Below are 18,783 nucleotides of genomic sequence, written 5' to 3'. Positions count from 1 at the left end.
AGAAGGGCTAGAAGGGGTAGGTGGCGATCTCGCCGCGGACCGTGACCCACTGCGCCTCGGTGAACGCCTCGATGTTGGCGTGCGGGCCGCCGAACCGGGACCCGTTGCCCGAGGCGGCGACCCCGCCGAACGGCACGACCGGCTCGTCGTTGACGGTCTGGTCGTTGATGTGGACCAGGCCCGTCTGCACCGCGTCGGCGATCTTCATGGCCTGGCCGACGTCGCCGAGGATGCCGAGCGACAGCCCGTACTCGGAGTCGGACGCCAGCGCGATCGCCTCCTCCGCGGTGGAGAACGGCACGACCGGCGCGACCGGCCCGAACACCTCCTGCGCGTAGGCGGGCATGTCGGGGGTCACCTCCGCCAGGACGGTCGGCCGGTAGAACAGGCCCTCGTGGGTGCCGCCCGCGGCGAGCCGCGCGCCCGCCGCGACGGTGTCGCGGACGAGGCCGTCGACGTGGGCGAGCTGCCCCTGGTCGATGATCGGGCCGAGCGCGACCGGCGCGGTGTGGGGGTCGCCGACGGCGAGCTTGTCGGCCTTGTCGGCCAGCGCCGCGACGTACTCCTCGTGCAGGCTCTCGTGGACCAGGTGCCGTCCGGAGGTCATGCAGATCTGCCCCTGGTGCAGGAACGCGCCCCACGCCGCCGCCGACACCGCGTCGGGGACGTTCGCGCCCGGCAGGACGATCAGCGCGTTGTTGCCGCCGAGTTCCAGGTGGGCGCGCTTGAGGAGCCGCCCGCACACCTCGCCGATGGCGCGTCCGGCGGCGGTGGACCCGGTGAACGACACCACCCGCACCTCCGGCGCGGACACCACGGCCTCGCCGGGCTCGCGGCCGCCGGGCAGCAGGTGCAGCAGCCCCTCGGGCAGGCCCGCCTCCTGGAAGATCCGCGCGAGGACGACGCCGCCGCACACGGCCGTCCGCGGGTCCGGCTTCAGCAGGACGGCGTTGCCGAGCGCCAGCGCGGGCGCGACCGACCGCATCGACAGGATCAGCGGGAAGTTGAACGGCGCGATCACGCTGACGACCCCGGCGGGGCGGCGCCGCGACAGGCTCCACCGCGGCTGCGCCGAGGGCAGCACGATGCCCTGCGGGTGGGAGGCCAGCGCCGCCGACTCGTAGCACAGGTTCGCCGCGAAGTGCGCCTCCAGCTGCGCCTTCGGCGGGATCGACCCGGCCTCGCGGACGAGCCACTCCTCCACCTCGGCGGCGTGGTCCTCGAACAGGCGTCCCGCCCGGCGCAGGACGGCGGCGCGCTCCTCGTAGGTGCGGGCCGCCCAGTCCCGCTGCGCGGCCGCGGCCGACCGCGCGGCGCGGGCCACGTCGGCCGCGCCGGCCTGCCCGATCGTGCCGAGCGTCCCGCCGGTCGCGGGCTCGGTGACGGCGTAGGTCCCGCCGTCCGCGGCGACCCACCCGCCGTCGAAGATCTTCCCGGTCCACACGCCGGGGTCGAGCAAACTCATCGCTCCTCCTCATCCGGGCCGCGCCCCGCCCGGCCGCCCACCGGACTTGCCCCCGGGGGCGCGGGGGACTGCACACGTGCCCCGTACCACCCTTGCCATGCAGGGCGTTCACCGGAACATCATCGTTCCGTTCAATGAAAACCCTCCGCCGAAAGAACCCTTGCATGGGGCTCGTGCGGGGGGCTCGTGCGGGGGTCTGCCGCGCCGGACGGCGGAAAATGCGTTGCGCGCGGAACGGGCGGCGGGGCACTCTGATCACGCGGACGCACCCGGCGCACGCACTCCGACGCCCGGCCTCTGGGGGGAGCGGTCATGACCTGTCGACGCGGCGATCGCGCCCGGACCCGTCCGGCGGCCCCCTGACAGCCCGCACCCCCGGAACCCCGCGGCAGGCCGCCTTCCCGACCGGAAGCGCGGCCCTTCCCATCTCCACCCCTCCCGTTCGGGAGGACGCGACGCCGTAGCCGAGAGGTCTCAGGCGACGGTCTGCAAAACCGTTCGACGTGGGTTCGAATCCCACCGGCGTCTCCGCCCCGCCCCCGCTGTCACCCTGGGGGCGGGGTCCCCTCCCCGTAGCTCAGCGGACAGAGCACCGGCCTCCGAAGCCGGAAGCGCAGGTTCGATCCCTGCCGGGGAGACCACCGGGGAGACCACCGACGTCCCGGGAGGCCGGGTCAGCGGCTCCTGAGCGGCCTGGTCACCTGCTTGGCCACGCACGGCGGCATGCCCTGCGTCGCCTCCGCCGCCCGCCGCCGGTACACGCTCGGCGGCACCCCGACCAGCTCGGTGAACCGGGTGCTGAACGTCCCGAGCGACGCGCAGCCCACCGCGAAGCACACCTCGGTCACCGACAGGTCGCCGCGGCGCAGCAGCGCCATCGCCCGCTCGATCCGCCGCGTCATCAGGTACCCGTAGGGCGACTCGCCGTAGGCGCGGCGGAACTCGCGGCTCAGATGCCCCGCCGACATGCTCGCCCCGCGCGCCAGCGCCTCCACGTCCAGCGGCCGCGCGTACTCCCGGTCGATCCGGTCGCGGACGCGCCGCAGCCGCGCGAGGTCGCGCAGCCGCCGCTCCTGCGCCGCCCCCGACGCCTCCGAACCGGTCACACGGCAAATCGTGCCATACCCGGCGGTGGCGCCCGGCCGCGGGTCGTCGCGCGGGCCGGGCGCCGCCGCCGCGGCGGCGGTCACGCCCCGCTCGTGCCCCGGGTCATGCCCGGGTCATGCTCCGACGTAGGCCGCCAGGTGCTCGCCGGTCAGCGTCGACCGCGCCGCGACCAGGTCGGCGGGCGTCCCCTCGAACACCACCCGGCCGCCGTCGTGGCCCGCGCCCGGGCCGAGGTCGATGATCCAGTCGGCGTGCGCCATCACCGCCTGGTGATGCTCGATCACGATCACCGACTTGCCGGAGTCGACGAGCCGGTCCAGCAGGCCGAGGAGCTGCTCCACGTCCGCCAGGTGCAGGCCCGCGGTCGGCTCGTCCAGCACGTACACGCCGCCCTTCTCGCCCATGTGCGTCGCCAGCTTCAGCCGCTGCCGCTCACCGCCGGACAGGGTCGTCAGCGGCTGCCCGAGCCGCAGGTAGCCCAGGCCGACGTCGGCGAGCCGCGTGAGGATCCTGTGCGCGGCCGGGGTCTTCGCCTCGCCCGCGGCGAAGAACTCCGCGGCCTCGGCGACCGGCATCGCCAGGACCTCGCTGATGTCGCGGCCGCCGAGCAGGTGGTCCAGCACCGACGCCTCGAACCGGCGGCCCTCGCACTCCTCGCACGTCGTCGCGACCCCCGCCATCATCCCGAGGTCGGTGTAGAGGACCCCGGCGCCGTTGCAGGCGGGGCAGGCGCCCTCGGAGTTCGCGCTGAACAGCGCGGGCTTCACCCCGTTGGCCTTGGCGAACGCCTTGCGGATCGGGTCCAGCAGGCCCGTGTAGGTCGCGGGGTTGCTGCGCCGCGACCCGCGGATCGCGGCCTGGTCGACCACGACGACGCCGTCGCGGCCCGCGACCGACCCCTGGATCAGCGAACTCTTCCCCGACCCCGCCACCCCCGTGACGACGGTCAGGACGCCGAGGGGGATGTCGACGTCCACGTTCCGCAGGTTGTGGGAGTCGGCGCCGCGGACCTCCAGCGCCCCCGACGGCGCCCGCACCGACGCCTTCAGCGACGCCCGGTCGTCCAGGTGCCGGCCGGTGAGCGTGCCCGACGCGCGCAGCCCCTCGACGGTGCCCTCGAACACCACCTCGCCGCCCGCCGTCCCGGCGCCCGGGCCGAGGTCGACGACGTGGTCGGCGATCGCGACCGCCTCCGGCTTGTGCTCCACCACCAGCACCGTGTTGCCCTTGTCCCGCAGCCGCAGCAGCAGCTCGTTCATCCGCTGGACGTCGTGCGGGTGCAGCCCGATCGACGGCTCGTCGAACACGTAGGTGACGTCGGTCAGCGACGACCCCAGGTGCCGGATCATCTTGGTGCGCTGCGCCTCCCCGCCCGACAGCGTCCCCGCCGGCCGGTCCAGCGACAGGTACCCCAGGCCGATCTCCACGAACGAGTCCAGGGTGTGGCGCAGCGCCCCGAGCAGCGGCGCCACCGACGGCTCGTCCAGGCCCGCCACCCACGCCGCCAGGTCGCTGATCTGCATCGCGCACGCGTCCGCGATGCTGATCCCGGCGATCTTCGACGACCGGGCCGCCTCGCTGAGCCGCGTCCCGCCGCAGTCCGGGCACGCCGTGTAGGTGACCGCCCGGTCCACGAACGCGCGGATGTGCGGCTGCATCGCCTCCCGGTCCTTGGACAGCAGCGACTTCTGCACCCGCGGCACCAGACCCTCGTAGGTCATGTTGATGCCGCTCATCTTCACCTTGCCGGGCTCGCGGTGCAGCAGGTCGTGCAGCTCGCTGTCGGTGTAGTCGCGGATCGGCTTGTGCGGGTCGAAGAACCCCGACTCGGTGAAGAACCGCACCGACCACCCGTCCGCCTTGTACCCGGGCACCGTGATCGCGCCCTCGGCGAGCGACTTGTCGGCGTCGTAGAGCTGCGACAGGTCGATGTCGGTGACGCTGCCCATCCCCTCGCACCGCGGGCACATCCCGCCCGCCCGCGTGAAGCTGACCCGCTCGGCCTTGCGGTCGCCGCGCTCCACGGTGATCGCGCCCGACGCCCGCACCGACGCCGTGTTGAACGAGAACGCCTGCGGCGACCCGATGTGCGGCTCGCCGAGCCTGCTGAACAGGATCCGCAGCATCGCGTTGGCGTCGGTGGCCGTCCCGACCGTCGAGCGCGGGTTGGCGCCCATCCGCTCCTGGTCCACGATGATCGCCGTGGTCAGGCCGTCCAGGACGTCGACGTCGGGACGCGCCAGCGTCGGCATGAACCCCTGCACGAACGCGCTGTAGGTCTCGTTGATCAGCCGCTGCGACTCCGCCGCGATCGTCGCGAACACCAGCGAGCTCTTGCCCGACCCCGACACGCCCGTGAACACCGTCAGCCGCCGCTTGGGGATCTCGACGCTCACGTCCTTGAGGTTGTTCTCCCGCGCGCCGTGCACGCGGATCATGTCGTGCGCGTCCGCGGCGCGCACCCCGCCCGCGCCGTCCTCGAGCGCGCTGTCCTCGGTGGCGCGGGGGCGGGCGTCGGCGGTGCCCGGGGTCGTGCTCATCGATCGTCTCCATCCGTCCGGCAAGGGAAACGCCGGGCTCTGCCGGCGGGTTCAGATTAGGGCGGGTTCACACAGTACGTCCGCCCGGCGGGCGCCCCGACCAGCCCGTCCGGACACCCCGCCCCGCCCCGCGCGCGGGCGGGACGGGGCGCGGGGCGCTCACTGGTCCTGGACCAGTCCGAGGACGTTGCCGTCGGGGTCGGTGAACGTCGCGACGAGCCGCCCGCCGCCGACGTCGCGGGGCTCCTCGCGCACCGCCGCGCCCGCCGCCGTCACCTCCGCCAGCTTCGCCGCGATGTCGGCGACGTGCCAGTACGCCACCGGCCCCGCCGCCTTCCCCGGGCCGCCGTCCGGCACCAGCCCGATGTGCTGCCCCTCCGCGTCGAACCCGACGTAGTACGACGACTCGGCGCTCGGCCCGACGCCCAGCAGCGCCGTGTACACCGCGGTCGCCGCCGCCAGGTCCGACACCGGGTGCAGCACCGTCTTGATCCCCTGCGTGGAAGAACCCGCCATGATCACTCCTAAGGTCGCGTGCTCTGCTGTGGACCTGCGATGTCCACGCAGCTCACGCTAGCCGCGCCCCGCCGGGCCGCGCTTCTCGATTCCTGACCGATCCGCCGCCCTCGCGGACAGCGCCCGCAACGGACGGTCCTTGCGGAAACGGCAACGAGGTTTGCCGGATCGCGGTCCGGTCGCGCAGGGTCGCCGGTGGAGGTGGTCACGATGACCGATCGACTGGACGACGGATACGACGTGGTGATCGTCGGCGGCGGCGCCGCCGGGCTGAGCGGCGCGCTGATGCTCGCCCGCGCGCGGCGCCGCGTCGCGGTGATCGACGCGGGCGAGCCCCGCAACGCCCCGGCGGAGGCCGTCCACGGCCTGCTCGCCCGGGACGGCACGCCCCCCGCCGAGCTCCTCGACCGCGCCCGCGCCGAGGTCCGCCACTACGGCGGGCACGTCGCCGCCGGCGCCGTCACCCGCGTCGAGGCCCGCGACGAGGCCCGCGACGAGGCCCGCGAGGGCGGCGGGTTCACCGTCGCCCTCGCGGGCGGCGCGCCGGTCCGGGCGCGGCGGCTGCTGGTCGCCACCGGCCTCACCGACGAGCTCCCCGACGTCCCCGGCCTGCGCGAATGGTGGGGACGCGACGTCCTGCACTGCCCCTACTGCCACGGCTGGGAGGTCCGCGACCGCGCCATCGGCGTCCTGGCGACCGGGCCGATGTCGGTGCACCAGGCGCTCCTGCTGCGCCAGTGGAGCGGCGACGTCGCCTACCTCGCACACACCGGGCCGGAGCCGTCCGCCGAGCAGGCCGAGCGGCTCGCCGCCCGCGGCGTCCGCGTCGTCCACGGCGAGGTCACCGCCCTGGAGACCCGCGGACCGGACGGGCGCCTGGCCGGGCTGCGGCTGGCCGACGGGACGCTCGTCCGCCGCGACGCGGTCGCCGTCGCGCCGCGCATGACCGTCCGCGCGGCCTTCCTCGACGGGCTCGGGCTGCGGCCCGCCGACCACCCGTCCGGCATGGGGACGCACATCCCCGCCGACGCCGCCGGGCGCACCGCCGTGCCCGGGGTGTGGGCGGCGGGCAACGTCACCGACCCGTCCGCCCAGGTCGGAACCGCCGCCGCCGCGGGCGCCACCGCCGCCGCGCAGATCAACGCCGACCTCGTCGCCGAGGAGACCCGCCTCGCCGTCGACGCCCACCGCGCCCGGAACCGCCGCGACCCCGTCCCCGCCGCATGCGATTAGCTTCCTAAGTTGCTAGCATGCGGGGGTGGGTGACGAGGATGTCAAGCAGTTCAACGTGTACCTGCCGGTCGGGCTGATCAAGCGGGTGAAGCACCAGGCCATCGAGGCGGAGACGTCCCTGTCGGCGCTGGTCGCCGAAGCGCTGCGCGCCTACCTCGACGGCACCCGCGCCGGAACGACCGGCCAGAAGACCGGCCAGATGACCGAGCAGACGGACGAGCAGGCGAGCGAGACGCCGGAGAAGGGGGAGCGGACATGACCGAGGGCATCGAGGCACTGTTCCTGGAGACCCGCAACTGGGGCAGGACGGCCGGGTTCCTGCAGGGCCTGGGGTTCGAGTTGGAGTTCGAGACCGACCACGGGTCGGGCCTGTTCCGCAACGGCGGCGGGCCCTACGTGTTCCTCGTCGAGGTCCCCGAGGACGGCGAGCCCGACCTGCGCGTCGCGCTCAAGGTGGCCGACGCCGACGCGTTCCGCCCCGGGCCCGGCGTCGAGGTCGTCGCGCCGTTCGAGGACACCCACTACGGCACCCGCGAGATGACCGTCCGCGACCCCGACGGCCGCGTCTGGAGCCTCCAGGCGCCCGCCAAGAAGTAGCCGCGCCGCCCCCTGGCCGGTCCCGCCGGGCCGGGTCAGGGGGCCGCCGGGCCGGGGGGCAGGACGGCGGCGATGCAGTCCAGGACCCGCTCCAGGCCGTAGCGGAACTGCTCGTCGGCGCTCATGTGCGGCATCCGCGCGTCGATCACGATGCGCCTGAACATCGGGTACGCGCCGCTGTCCAGCAGCTCCCGGACGTAGGGGGCCGACCGCATCATCCACTGCTCCGGCGTGAGCCCGCTCTGCTCCACCTCCCGCCGCCACGCCAGCTCCGACCGCACCACCCGCTCGACGTAGCCGGTCAGCATCTCGATCAGGACGAACACGTCGTCGATCGGGATGCCGACGTCCAGCGCCCCGAACGCGAACTCCACCAGCCGCAGCCGGTTCGGCCCCATGGCGGTGCGCGGCCGCCGCAGGTCGGCCAGCCACCCGTGCCGCCGGTACACCGCGCGGGTCCCCTCGGCGACCAGGGACAGGTCGGCGCGCCAGTCGCCGCTCGGGCGGTCCGGGATCTGCGCCTCCAGCAGGACGTGGTCCTCCATCAGGTCCAGCAGGTCGTCGCGGGACGGCACGTACCGGTACAGCGACATCGCCCCCGTGCCGAGCTCGGCGGCGATCCGGCGCATCGACGCCGCCTCCAGCCCCTCGGCGTCGGCGATCCCGATCGCGGCCTCGGTGATCCGCGCGCGGCTGTAGGCGGGCCGGGGCCCGCGGCCCTGCCGCTCCGGCACCGACCAGATGCTGACGTGCGCCCCGCCGTCCGCCACCGTTCCACCCCTCTCACCGCGCCCTCACCAGGTGCTCACCACATGTTCGGGGGCGCGTCGCCGTCCTCGCAGAGCATCCTAGTTGCGTACGACGTACCCAGTTGTCTACGCTGGCACCCACCAGTTGCGTACATCGTACTCAGAGGAGGGATCGTGGCGGACGAACCGATCGTCGTCGCCGAGGCGCTGCGCAAGCGCTACGGCGACACCCGGGCCCTGGACGGCCTCGACCTGGCCGTCCCCGCCGGGACGGTCTGCGGGGTCCTCGGCCCCAACGGCGCCGGCAAGACCACCGCCGTGCGGATCCTCGCGACCCTCGCCGACGCCGACTCCGGCGCCGCCCGGATCGCCGGGTTCGACGTGGCGCGGCGGCCCGACCAGGTCCGCGCCCGGATCGGGCTGGCCGGGCAGCACGCCGCCGTCGACGAGAAGCTCACCGGGCGCGGCAACCTGCGCCTGTTCGGCCGCCTCTACCACCTGTCGCGCCGCGAGGCCCGCGCCCGCGCCGACGAGCTGCTGGAGCGGTTCGGCCTCGCCGACGCCGCCGACCGGCAGGTCGCCGGCTACTCCGGCGGGATGCGCCGCCGCCTCGACCTGGTCGCCAGCCTCATCCTGCGGCCCCAGGTGCTGTTCCTGGACGAGCCCACCACCGGCCTGGACCCGCGCAGCCGCGGCGAGATCTGGGACGCCGTCCGCGACCTGGTCGCCGGCGGCACCACCGTCGTGCTCACCACCCAGTACCTGGACGAGGCCGACCGGCTCGCCGACGACATCGCCGTCGTCGACCACGGCCGCGTCATCGCCACCGGCACGCCCGACGAGCTGAAGTCCTCGATCGGCGACCGGCTCGACGTCGTCCTGGACGACCCCGGCGCGGCCGGCGGCGCCGCCGACGTCCTGCACCGCCTCGCGGGCGCCTACCCGAGCCTTGAGGGCGGCCGCCTGTCGGTCCCGCTGCCCGCCGGGAGCGTCCGGCTCGCCGACGTCGTCCGCGAGCTCGACCGCGCCGGCGTCGCCGTCGCCGACGTCGCGCTGCGCCGCCCCACCCTCGACGAGGTGTTCCTGCGCCTCACCGGCGCCCCCGCCGACACCCCGGGCGACACCGGCGCCGAGGGGGCGGCGGCGGGCCGCGCGAAGGAGACCGTCCGATGACCACCGCCGCCGCACCCGCCGCGCACGCGCCCGGGTCCCGCGCCGTCCGGCTCCGCTGGGCCCTGTCGGACGGGGTCGCCCTCATCGGGCGGGAGCTGTCGCGCATCCGGCAGGAGCCCGGCGAGCTGATCGCCGCGCTGATCTTCCCCGCGATCATGGTGGTGCTGTTCGGGTACGTGTTCGGCAGCGCCATCGCCGTCCCCGGCGGCGGGAACTACCGCGAGTACCTGATGCCCGGCCTGTTCGCCATGGTCACCTTCACCTCCACCATGGCCGTGACGCTGCGCGTCGCCACCGACGCCTCCCGCGGCGTCATGGACCGGTTCCGCTCCATGCCGACCGCCCGCTCCGCCGTCCCGTTCGGGCACACCGGCGCCGACTTCCTGCACGGCGCCCTCGGCCTGGCGATCATGGCCGCCGCCGGGCTGATCGTCGGGTGGCGCGCGCACCGCGGCCTGTGGCCGACCACCGAGGCGTTCCTGCTGCTCGGGCTCATGCGGTACGGGCTGAGCTGGGCCGGGTGCTACCTCGGCCTGGTGGTGAGGAACGAGCACACCGCCGACAACCTCATCCCCCTCGTGTTCCCCGTCACGATGCTGTCCAACTCGTTCGTCCCGACCGGCGGGATGCCGAAGGCGCTGCAGGTCATCGCCGACTGGAACCCCGTCAGCGCCCTCACCGCCGCCTGCCGCGAGCTGTTCGGTAACCCCGCCGCCCCGGCCGCGGACGCCGCCTGGCCCATCGCCCACCCCGTCACCGCCAGCCTCGGCTGGTCGCTGCTCCTGCTCGCGGTGTTCGCGCCCCTCTCGGCCCGGACCTACCGCAAGCGCGGCCGCTGACCCCACCCGGACGCGGGGCCGCGCGGCCCCGCGTCCGGGTGAGGGACGGTCAGCGGTCGCGGCCCCGCTCCCGGTACAGCTGCCGCTGGAACCGGGAGATGGCCTTCACCCGGTCGCGCTGCTCGGCGCGCAGCCGCGCGTCGGTGCGCGCCGCCGCCCACTCGTTCTCGCGCAGCAGCCTGCGGTAGCTGTCGAGGCGGCGGCCCGGCAGCGTCCCGTCCGCGACGGCGCCGAGGACCGCGCAGCCCGGCTCGGCCTGGTGCGCGCAGTCGCGGAACCGGCACCCGGCGGCCAGCTCCTCCACGTCGGCGAACGCGCGCTCCAGCCCGTCGGACGCCTCGACCAGGCCGACGCCGCGCAGCCCCGGCGTGTCGATCAGGACGCCGCCGCCCGGCAGCGGCAGCAGCTCCCGCCGGACCGTGGTGTGGCGTCCCTTGCCGTCGGACTCGCGGACCTCGCCGGTCGCGAGCAGGTCGGCGCCGAGCAGCGCGTTCCCGAGCGTGGACTTGCCCGCCCCGGACGGCCCGACCAGCGCCACCGTCCCCGCCAGCACGGCCCGGACGGCGTCCACGCCCTCGCCCGTCGCGGCGCTGCACGCCACCACGTCCACCCCGGGGGCGGCGGCGGCCGCGTCCGCCTCGGCCTCGGCGGTGCCCGGCACCTGGTCGGCCTTGGTGAGGACGACCACCGGCCGCGCGCCGCTCTCGAACGCCAGCGCGACCAGCCGCTCGATCCGGCCGGGCGCCGCCCGCGCGGTCAGCGGCACCGCCACCGCGACCGTGTCGACGTTGGCGGCCAGCACCTGGCCCCGCGAGTCCCGCGACGCCGACGACCGGACGATCGCCGTCCGCCGCGGCAGCAGCACCGCCACCGCCGCGCGGCCGTCCGGGCCGTCCAGCCGCAGCCCCGCCCAGTCGCCCGTGCACGGCCCGCCCTCCGGCCCGGACACCGCGTGGGTGGCGGCGCGCAGCGGACCGGACGCGGTGACCGCGTCGCACAGGCCGCGGTCGACCGCGGCGACCCGCGCCGGGACCAGGCCCGCCGCGCGGTGAGGAGAGAACGCGTCCTCCAGGGCGCCGTCCCAGCCGTAGGCGGCCAGACCGGACGGGCCCGGAGACTCGGAATCAGAAGAAGAAGACGAAGAAGCAGAAGTGAAAGAGGACACTTCGAGAACCCTTGCGTGAAGGGGCCCCGGCGAGCGCGCGACGAAGGGGCGCGGGTCAGCCGGCGGCCCGGGAGATGAGGACGACCTGGATGCCGCGGGCAGCGGCCAGCGCAACGACGGCCATGCGTCCACACCTCCTCTCGGGTCCGAGCGCGACTCTACCCCGCCGCGCCCCCGACCGGCACCCCCATTTCCCGGACGGGACGGGCCCGCAGGAACCGGCGGAGCAGTTCGGCAGTTATCGTCATTTGAGGGGCGGATCGCGATGAGAGGCGTGACCGTGGACGACGAACAGCAGCGCGACACCGGCCGTCCCGGCGCGCCCGAACCCGGCAGCGTGTCCCGCAGTGGGTCTGAGAGCGGGCCCGCCGGGACGGGGCTCGCCGAGCGGGCGCGGCGCGCCGACCGGGCCGCCGCCGACCGGCTGGAGGAGCTGTGGACCGGGCTCGCCCCGGCCGCCGCGCGCGCCGCGGCCTCGGCCGGCGAGCCCGTCGCGGGCGCCGCCCGCCGCGCCGCCGCGGTCGCCGCCACCCGCATCCTCGACCAGGTGGCCGAGACCCCTGCGATGCGGGCCGTCGAGCGGGCCGCCCGCGACGCCGCCGTCGCGGCGGCGTCCGGCGCCGCCGAGCGGGCCGTCGCCGAGGCCCGCGCCGCCGCCGCGGCCAACCCCGCGACCGCGAGCGCGTTCGAGGCCGCCACCACCGCCATGACCCTCGCTGAGCAGGCCGCCCGCCGCCTCGCCGAGACCAGCCCGCTGGCCCGCGACCTCGCCGCCGCCGCCCGCGACCTCGGCGACCGCGCCGGGCGCACCGCAGCCGCCACCGCGTCCCGGCCCGTCGTGCGCGCGGCGACCAGGGCCGTCGTGGACGCCGCCGTCGACACCGTCGCCGACGCCGCCGTGGACGCCGCGATGCTCGTCGCCCGCGACGTCGTCGCCCGCGTCGTCCGCGAGACCGCCGAGCAGGCCGCCCGCGACCTCGCCGGAGCGGTCCGCGACACCGTCCGGGACGCCGCCCGCGACACCGGCGTCGCCGCCGACCTGGCCCCGCTCACCGCCCTCGCCACCCGCGCCGCCGGGTCCGACGCCGCCCGCGCCGCAGGCGGGCTGCTCACCGCCGTCGCGGGCAGCGCCGCCGCCCGCACCGCCCGCGACCTGGCCCTGCGCGCGACCACCGCCGCGATCGAGGCCGTCCTGCGGGAGCTGATCCGCGACGCGCTGAAACTCGCGCTGCGCGACACCCTGCGCGGGATCATCGTGGACGTGTCCCGCGACGTCGTGGTCGACGTCGTCAAGACCACCTGGGCGGGCGCGACCCGTCCCGAGCCCCCGCGCGTCGTCGTCACCGCCGTCGTCGAGGAGACCGTGACCGCCGCCATCGAGGGAAACCCCGAAGGCGGCGGCGGAGAAGGGGCCGAGGAGGCCGCGCGGGGGGACGTGTGGGCCGACACCACCGACTCCGCGCCCTGAACCCCCGCTCAGAAGATCCTGAAAGAACGATGAGAAACGCCCTCCGGTAGGCCGGGATCCCGCCCGCGCTGCCTACCGTGAGGTCATGGACCAGCGCAGCGACCAGGCCGGACGCGCCGGTGGGCGCGGGCCCGCGCGGATACTGATCGTGGACGACGAGCCCGCCGTCCGCGAGTCCCTCGCCCGCAGCCTGGAGTTCGAGGGCTACCGGGTCGACGCCGCCGCCGACGGCGCCGACGCCCTCGACCGCGTCGAGCGGGACCGGCCCGACCTCGTCGTCCTGGACGTCCTCATGCCCCGCATGGACGGCCTCACCGCCTGCCGCCGCCTGCGCGCCCTCGGCGCCACCATGCCCGTCCTGATGCTCACCGCCCGCGACATGGTCGGCGACCGCGTCACCGGCCTGGACGCCGGCGCCGACGACTACCTCGCCAAACCCTTCGAGCTGGACGAGCTCCTCGCCCGCGTCCGCGCCCTGCTGCGCCGCGCCGCCATGACCGCCGGCCCCGCCGCCGGCGAAGGCGAGGGGCACGTGATGGCGTTCGGGGACCTGTCCATGGACACCCGCACCCGCGAGGTCGCCCGCGCCGGGCGCCCCGTCGACCTCACCCGCACCGAGTACATGCTGCTGGAGATGTTCCTCGCCCACCCCCGCCAGGTCCTCACCCGCGAGCAGATCCTGGAGGCCGTCTGGGGCTTCGACTTCGAACCCGCCTCCAACTCCCTCGACGTGTACGTCATGTACCTGCGGCGCAAGACCGAGGCGGGCGGGCTGCCGAGGCTCGTGCACACCGTCCGCGGCGTCGGATACGTGCTCCGCGCGGCGGCCGCCCCGTGACCACCCCGCCCGGACGGGCTCCGGCGGGGCGGGGGCCCGTCGCCGGGCGGCTCACGCTGCGCGCCCGGATGGCGCTGCTGACCGCGGCGGCCGTGGCGCTGGCCGTCGCCGCCTGCGCGACCGCCGGGTGGCTGATCACCCGCAACCAGCTCTACCGCGAGCTGGACCGGCGGCTGGCCGCCGTGTCCGGCGGACCGCCCGGCCCCGGCCCCGAGGGGGAGGGCCCGCCGCGCCCCCTCGCCCGGCAGCTCGCCGCCTGCGCCGGACGCCCCGCCGCGGGCGGCGCCCGCCCGCCCGGACCGTTCGAGATCGTGCAGCTCATCGACGCGCGCGGACGGACCTGCGCCGTCCCCGGCTCGGGCTCCCTGACCGTCACCGCCGCCGACGCGGCGGTCGCCCGCGGCGAGCGCGGCCCCCTCTACCGCGACGGCGACGGCGTCACCGCCGACGGGACCAAGGACCGCGTCCGCGTCCTGACCCGCCCGTTCCGCACCGACCAGGGAGAGCGGGCGGCGGCGTCGTTCGCGCTGTCGCTGGACGAGGTCGAAGGCCCCCTGGACAACCTCGCCCTGCTCCTGGCCGCCGTCACCGCCCTCGGCGTGCTGGCCTCGGCGGGCGCCGGGCTGATGATCGCCCGCGCGTCGCTGCGGCCCGTGGACGAGCTGACCGGCGCCGTCGAGCACATCGCCCGCACCGAGGACCTCGCCGTGCGCATCCCCGAGGAGGGCACCGACGAGATCGCCCGGCTCGGCCGGTCCTTCAACAGCATGACCGCCGCGCTCACCGCGTCCCGGGAACGCCAGCGCCGCCTCATCGCCGACGCCGGGCACGAGCTGCGCACGCCCCTCACCAGCCTGCGCACCAACATCGACCTGCTGCTGCGCGCCGAGGCCGCCGGCCGCGACCTGCCCGCCCCCGCCCGCCGCGACCTGCTGGACAGCGTCAAGGCGCAGATGCGGGAGCTGTCCAGCCTCGTCGGGGACCTGCTGGAACTCGCCCGCCCGGACGAGGCCGGGCCCGTCCGCGAGACCGTCGCGCTGCACGAGGCCGTCGCCCGCGCCGTCGACCGCGCCCGGCTCCGCGGACCCGGCCTCACCGTCCGCGCCGACACCGAGCCCTGGTACGTGCTCGGCGACCCCGCGTCCCTGGAACGCGCCGCCGTGAACCTCCTCGACAACGCCGTCAAGTTCTCCCCGCCCGGCGCCACCGTCGACGTCCGCCTCACCGGCGGGGAGCTCACCGTCCGCGACCACGGGCCCGGCATCGCCGCCGCCGACCTCCCGCACGTCTTCGACCGGTTCTGGCGGTCGCCGTCCGCGCGGAGCCTGCCCGGCTCCGGGCTCGGACTGTCGATCGTCGCGCGCGTCGTCGCCGAGTCCGGCGGACGCGTCGCCCTGGAACCCGCGCCCGGCGGCGGCACCCTCGCCCGCGTCCGCCTCCCCGGCAGCCCCACCCCCGGCGACTGACCCCGGGCACTGACCCCGGCGGCTGACCCGGTTCCCGGCCGGGCGCGGTTTCTCATGCGGGCTTCATGTCCGGCTCAGGGCGCTCCCACGCCCGCCGACCAGCCTCGGTCCCATGAGTCACCCCGTCACCGGCCCCGTCACCGATCCCGTCGCGGACGCGCCGGTCCCACGGCCCGGCGGCACGCGCGGGCAGGGACGGCTCGTCGAGGTGGTCGTCCCCGTCCACAACGAGGAACGCGCCCTCGCCGCCAGCGTCGAACGCCTCCACGCCTACCTCGACGGCACCTTCCCCTACCGGTTCCGGATCACCGTCGCCGACAACGCCAGCACCGACGCCACCTGGCCGATCGCCGAACGGCTCGCGGCGCGGCTGCCCGCCGTCCGCGCCGTCCGGCTGGAGGGCAAAGGGCGCGGCCGGGCGCTGCGGCACGTGTGGGGAGCCAGCGACGCCGACGTCGTCGCCTACATGGACGTCGACCTGTCCACCGACCTCGACGCGTTCCTCCCGCTGGTCGCGCCGCTGATCTCCGGGCACAGCGACCTCGCCATCGGGTCCCGCCTCACCCGCGGCTCCGCCGTCGTCCGCGGGCCCCGCCGCGAGGTCGTGTCCCGCTGCTACAACCTGCTGCTGCGCGCCGCGCTCGCCGCCCGGTTCACCGACGCCCAGTGCGGCTTCAAGGCCGCCCGCACCGAGATCGTCCAGGCGCTGCTACCCGCCGTCGAGGACGAGGAGTGGTTCTTCGACACCGAACTGCTGCTCCTCGCCCAGCGCGGCGGGCTGCGCATCCACGAGGTCCCCGTCGACTGGGTCGACGACCCCGACAGCCGCGTCGACGTCCTGCGCACCGCCCGCGACGACCTGCTCGGCATGGCCCGCGTCGCCCGCCGCATCCTCACCGGCGCGTTCCGCGCCCCCGTCCGCCGCCGCCCCGGCCCGTCCGCGGTGCTGCCCGCCGGGATGGCGCGGCAGCTGCCCGCCTTCGCCGTCGTCGGCGCGGCCAGCACGCTGGCGCAGCTCGCCCTGTTCGTGCTGCTGCGGCTCGTCACCGGACCGCTGTGGGCCAACGCGCTGTCCCTGGCCGTGGCGACCGCCGCCAACACCGCCGCCAACCGCCGCTTCACCTTCGGCGTCACCGGGACCCGCCGGGCCCTGCGCCACCAGCTCGAAGGCGGCCTGGCGTTCCTGCTCGGCCTCGCCCTCAGCACCGGCGGCCTCGCGCTCGCGCACGCCGCCGCGCCCGGCGCGTCCCGCGCCGTCGAGATCGCCGCCGTCGTCACCGCCAACGCCGCCGCCACCCTCGTCCGGTTCCTGCTGATGCGCGCCTGGATCTTCCACCCCCGCCGCCTCCCCGGAGCCGAACCCGGACCCGACCCCGAACCCGGCTCCGGCTCCGTGACCTTGCCCGACCTGCACCCGAGCCCCACAGGAAAGCGGGAAGACAACAGATGACCTCCACCATCGGAGCCGTCCCGACCACACCGCCCCCGCCGCGCCGGACCCCGCGCGGGCTCCCGCGCCGCCTGCTGCGCGGGCCCGCCGCACACGCGGCCTGGGAACGCCCCGCGCTGCTGGCCCTGCTGGCCGCGACCGGCGTCCTGTACGTGCGGGGGCTCGGCGCGTCCGGATGGGCGAACGCCTACTACTCCGCCGCCGTCCAAGCGGGCGCGGCGAGCTGGAAGGCGTTCTTCTTCGGCTCCTTCGACGCCGCCAACGCCATCACCGTCGACAAACCGCCCGCCGCGCTGTGGCCGATGGCCCTCACCGCCCGCGTGTTCGGCGTGAACCCCTGGAGCATCCTGGTCCCGCAGGCGCTGATGGGCGTCGCGACGGTCGGGGTCGTGCACGCGGCGGTGCGGCGCCGGTTCCCCGCCTGGGCGGCGCTGCTCGCCGGGACGGTCCTCGCGCTCACCCCCGTCGCCGCGCTGATGTTCCGGTTCAACAACCCCGACGCGCTGCTGGTCCTGCTGATGACCCTCGCCGCCTACGGCACGCTCCGCGCGCAGGAGACCGCGAGCACCCGCTGGCTGCTGTTCGCCGCCGCGTGCGCCGGGACGGGATTCCTCGCCAAGATGCTGCAGGCGTTCCTGGTCGTCCCGGTGTTCGCGCTGGTCTACCTCGCCGCCGCGCCGACCGGCGTCCGGCGGCGGCTGTGGCAGCTCACCGCCGCCGGGGGCGTGCTGCTCGCCGCGTCCGGATGGTGGGTCGCCGCCGTCGCGCTGACACCCGCCTCCTCACGGCCCTACATCGGCGGGTCCCAGCACGACTCCGTCCTGGAACTCGCGCTCGGCTACAACGGCCTCGGACGGCTCAACGGGAACGAGACCGGCGGCCTCGGCAACCTCGACCAGGACGCTGGATGGGGCCGCATGTTCGGCCCCGTCATCGGCGGCCAGGTGTCCTGGCTGCTGCCCGCCGCGCTGATCCTCCTCGCCGCCGGGCTGTGGACGACGCGCCGCGCGCCCCGGACCGACCCCGCCCGCGCCGCCCTCGCCCTGTGGGGCGGATGGCTGCTGCTCACCGCCGCCGTGTTCAGCTCCATGCGCGGGATCTTCCACGAGTACTACACCGTCGCGCTCACCCCCGCGATCGCCGCGCTCATCGGCGCCGGAGGGGCGCTGCTGTGGGAGCGCCGCCGCCATCCCGCCGCAGCGGCCGCGACGGCGGCGGCGGTCGCGGTCACCGCGGTGTGGGCGTACGTGCTGCTCGGACGGTCCCCGGACTGGCACCCCTGGCTCGCCCCGCTCATCCTGGCCACCGGACTCATCGCGGCGGCGGCACTGGCGGCCGCGCCGTTCACGGGACGACTGGCTGGACGGTTCTCGGGACGGCTGGCCGGGCGGGCGCCGGGCGGGCGGGTCGCCGCGGCGGGCGTCGCCGTCCTGATCGTCCTGTCCTGCCTCGCCGGGCCCGCCGCCTACGCCGTGCAGACCACCGCGACCCCGCACACCGGCGCGATCGTCACCGCCGGGCCCGCGACGTCCCGCGGCTTCGGCCCCGGCCGCCGCGGCCCGGGACGCCCGGGCGGCGCGCCCGGACGCGGCGGCTGGAACCCCGGCGCGGCCCCGCCGCCGCTCACCGGCAACGCGCCCGGTCAGACCGCGACCGGCGGCGCGCCAGGAGGCGGACGCGCGACCGGGCCCCGCACCGGATTCCCCGGCGGCCCGCCCGGTGGCGCGCCGGGCGGGCTGCTCGGCGCCGGGACGCCCAGCACGGCCGTGAAAGCCGCGCTCACCGCCGACGCGGACTCCTACACCTGGGTCGCGGCGGCCGTCGGGGCCAACACCGCCGCCGGGTACCAGCTCGCCACCGGCCGCCCGGTGATGGCGGTCGGCGGGTTCAACGGCACCGACCCCGCGCCCACCCTCGCCGAGTTCCAGCGCCTCGCCCGCCAGGGACGGGTCCACTACTTCATCGGCGGCGGCCGAAACGGCCTCGGAGGTCCCGGCGGCCCAGGGGGACGGGGCGGCGGCAGCGCCGCCGCGCAGGCGATCAGCGAATGGGTCGCCGCGCACTACACCGCCACCACGGTCGGCGGAGCCGTCCTGTACGACTTGACGTCGCCCTCCGGGTGACCGGCGGCGGGCCCGTGATGTACTCGGAAGGAGAGGGGCAACAGCGCCGATGAA

Annotated in this window: 16 protein-coding genes and 2 tRNA genes; 12 read left to right on the top strand and 6 right to left on the bottom strand. The window is 76.0% G+C overall.

Annotation, left to right across the window (positions count from 1 at the left end):
- Positions 1–7: 7 nt before the first annotated feature.
- A complete protein-coding gene (locus FXF68_RS30695; protein ID WP_148765345.1) occupies positions 8–1,465 on the bottom strand; it encodes a benzaldehyde dehydrogenase in 1,458 nt (485 codons plus the stop codon).
- A 454-nt stretch (positions 1,466–1,919) separates the two neighbouring features.
- Here FXF68_RS30695 and FXF68_RS30690 point away from each other — a divergent pair.
- Positions 1,920–1,993: transfer RNA gene (locus tag FXF68_RS30690), tRNA-Cys, on the top strand.
- Between the two features lie 38 nt (positions 1,994–2,031).
- Positions 2,032–2,106, top strand: a tRNA-Arg gene (locus tag FXF68_RS30685).
- A 33-nt stretch (positions 2,107–2,139) separates the two neighbouring features.
- Here the strand turns inward: FXF68_RS30685 and FXF68_RS30680 are convergent.
- The 3 genes from FXF68_RS30680 to FXF68_RS30670 form a co-directional block, all read right to left on the bottom strand.
- Positions 2,140–2,571, bottom strand: a complete 432-nt coding sequence (locus tag FXF68_RS30680) for a helix-turn-helix transcriptional regulator (protein WP_148765343.1) — start codon at positions 2,569–2,571, stop codon at positions 2,140–2,142.
- A 114-nt stretch (positions 2,572–2,685) separates the two neighbouring features.
- Positions 2,686–5,010: an ATP-binding cassette domain-containing protein gene (locus tag FXF68_RS30675; RefSeq protein WP_246179076.1), complete on the bottom strand. Its 2,325-nt coding sequence runs from the start codon at positions 5,008–5,010 to the stop codon at positions 2,686–2,688.
- Between the two features lie 261 nt (positions 5,011–5,271).
- Positions 5,272–5,628, bottom strand: coding sequence for a VOC family protein (locus tag FXF68_RS30670; protein ID WP_148765339.1), 357 nt, complete (start codon positions 5,626–5,628; stop codon positions 5,272–5,274).
- Between the two features lie 210 nt (positions 5,629–5,838).
- Here FXF68_RS30670 and FXF68_RS30665 point away from each other — a divergent pair, with 210 nt between their 5' ends.
- Genes FXF68_RS30665 through FXF68_RS30655 form a run of 3 tightly spaced genes read left to right on the top strand, consistent with a single transcriptional unit; the run spans position 5,839 to position 7,458 of the window.
- Positions 5,839–6,861, top strand: a complete 1,023-nt coding sequence (locus FXF68_RS30665; RefSeq protein ID WP_187438175.1) for an NAD(P)/FAD-dependent oxidoreductase — start codon at positions 5,839–5,841, stop codon at positions 6,859–6,861.
- A gap of 25 nt (positions 6,862–6,886) precedes the next feature.
- The gene (locus tag FXF68_RS30660; RefSeq protein ID WP_148765335.1) at positions 6,887–7,120 is read left to right on the top strand and encodes a ribbon-helix-helix domain-containing protein; all 234 of its coding nucleotides are present in this window, start codon (positions 6,887–6,889) and stop codon (positions 7,118–7,120) included.
- Entirely contained in the window at positions 7,117–7,458 is a 342-nt protein-coding gene (locus FXF68_RS30655; protein WP_148765333.1) for a VOC family protein, read from the top strand. The genes FXF68_RS30660 and FXF68_RS30655 overlap by 4 nt, the downstream gene beginning before the upstream one ends.
- Before the next feature lie 35 nt (positions 7,459–7,493).
- On the opposite strand, the gene FXF68_RS30650 is transcribed toward FXF68_RS30655, so the two are convergent.
- Positions 7,494–8,228 carry a TetR/AcrR family transcriptional regulator gene (locus FXF68_RS30650; protein ID WP_148765331.1) on the bottom strand — a complete coding sequence of 245 codons (735 nt, stop codon included), beginning with the start codon at positions 8,226–8,228 and terminating at the stop codon, positions 7,494–7,496.
- Between the two features lie 153 nt (positions 8,229–8,381).
- Between FXF68_RS30650 and FXF68_RS30645 the strand changes: the two genes are divergently transcribed.
- Both FXF68_RS30645 and FXF68_RS30640 read left to right on the top strand, forming a co-directional pair.
- Positions 8,382–9,380 carry an ATP-binding cassette domain-containing protein gene (locus FXF68_RS30645; RefSeq protein WP_246179042.1) on the top strand — a complete coding sequence of 333 codons (999 nt, stop codon included), beginning with the start codon at positions 8,382–8,384 and terminating at the stop codon, positions 9,378–9,380.
- Positions 9,377–10,219 carry an ABC transporter permease gene (locus tag FXF68_RS30640; protein WP_148765327.1) on the top strand — a complete coding sequence of 281 codons (843 nt, stop codon included), beginning with the start codon at positions 9,377–9,379 and terminating at the stop codon, positions 10,217–10,219. Before FXF68_RS30645 ends, FXF68_RS30640 begins: the two co-directional genes overlap by 4 nt.
- Before the next feature lie 49 nt (positions 10,220–10,268).
- Here FXF68_RS30640 and rsgA read toward each other — a convergent pair whose 3' ends face one another.
- Complete coding sequence (rsgA, locus tag FXF68_RS30635) at positions 10,269–11,384, bottom strand: ribosome small subunit-dependent GTPase A (protein ID WP_246179041.1); 1,116 nt, start codon at positions 11,382–11,384, stop codon at positions 10,269–10,271.
- 265 nt (positions 11,385–11,649) lie between these two features.
- Here rsgA and FXF68_RS30630 point away from each other — a divergent pair, with 265 nt between their 5' ends.
- From FXF68_RS30630 to FXF68_RS30610, 5 genes are all read left to right on the top strand, one after another.
- Positions 11,650–12,852 (top strand): hypothetical protein, encoded by a 1,203-nt coding sequence (locus FXF68_RS30630; RefSeq protein WP_246179040.1) that lies wholly within the window; start codon positions 11,650–11,652, stop codon positions 12,850–12,852.
- Positions 12,853–12,937: 85 nt separating this feature from the next.
- On the top strand, positions 12,938–13,690 hold the full coding sequence (locus FXF68_RS30625) for a response regulator transcription factor (RefSeq protein ID WP_148765321.1): 753 nt from the start codon (positions 12,938–12,940) through the stop codon (positions 13,688–13,690).
- Positions 13,687–15,156 (top strand): sensor histidine kinase, encoded by a 1,470-nt coding sequence (locus FXF68_RS30620; protein ID WP_246179039.1) that lies wholly within the window; start codon positions 13,687–13,689, stop codon positions 15,154–15,156. The genes FXF68_RS30625 and FXF68_RS30620 overlap by 4 nt, the downstream gene beginning before the upstream one ends.
- A gap of 112 nt (positions 15,157–15,268) precedes the next feature.
- The gene (locus FXF68_RS30615; RefSeq protein WP_148765319.1) at positions 15,269–16,606 is read left to right on the top strand and encodes a glycosyltransferase; all 1,338 of its coding nucleotides are present in this window, start codon (positions 15,269–15,271) and stop codon (positions 16,604–16,606) included.
- Positions 16,603–18,729 carry an ArnT family glycosyltransferase gene (locus tag FXF68_RS30610; protein ID WP_148765317.1) on the top strand — a complete coding sequence of 709 codons (2,127 nt, stop codon included), beginning with the start codon at positions 16,603–16,605 and terminating at the stop codon, positions 18,727–18,729. The genes FXF68_RS30615 and FXF68_RS30610 overlap by 4 nt, the downstream gene beginning before the upstream one ends.
- Positions 18,730–18,783 lie beyond the last annotated feature (54 nt).

The sequence above is a fragment of the Actinomadura decatromicini genome (genome assembly GCF_008121305.1).
GTDB lineage: Bacteria > Actinomycetota > Actinomycetes > Streptosporangiales > Streptosporangiaceae > Spirillospora > Spirillospora syzygii.
This window is presented reverse-complemented; position numbering and strand designations above follow the sequence as displayed.

Excerpts from the sequence above, each read along its gene's own strand:
- FXF68_RS30695 (WP_148765345.1), bottom strand. The coding sequence starts at position 1,465 with ATGAGTTTGCTCGACCCCGGCGTGTGGACCGGGAAGATCTTCGACGGC.
- FXF68_RS30675 (WP_246179076.1), bottom strand. The coding sequence starts at position 5,010 with ATGATCCGCGTGCACGGCGCGCGGGAGAACAACCTCAAGGACGTGAGC.
- FXF68_RS30670 (WP_148765339.1), bottom strand. The coding sequence starts at position 5,628 with ATGGCGGGTTCTTCCACGCAGGGGATCAAGACGGTGCTGCACCCGGTG.
- FXF68_RS30665 (WP_187438175.1), top strand. The coding sequence starts at position 5,839 with ATGACCGATCGACTGGACGACGGATACGACGTGGTGATCGTCGGCGGC.
- FXF68_RS30655 (WP_148765333.1), top strand. The coding sequence starts at position 7,117 with ATGACCGAGGGCATCGAGGCACTGTTCCTGGAGACCCGCAACTGGGGC.
- FXF68_RS30640 (WP_148765327.1), top strand. The coding sequence starts at position 9,377 with ATGACCACCGCCGCCGCACCCGCCGCGCACGCGCCCGGGTCCCGCGCC.
- FXF68_RS30630 (WP_246179040.1), top strand. The coding sequence starts at position 11,650 with ATGAGAGGCGTGACCGTGGACGACGAACAGCAGCGCGACACCGGCCGT.
- FXF68_RS30625 (WP_148765321.1), top strand. The coding sequence starts at position 12,938 with ATGGACCAGCGCAGCGACCAGGCCGGACGCGCCGGTGGGCGCGGGCCC.
- FXF68_RS30615 (WP_148765319.1), top strand. The coding sequence starts at position 15,269 with ATGAGTCACCCCGTCACCGGCCCCGTCACCGATCCCGTCGCGGACGCG.
- FXF68_RS30610 (WP_148765317.1), top strand. The coding sequence starts at position 16,603 with ATGACCTCCACCATCGGAGCCGTCCCGACCACACCGCCCCCGCCGCGC.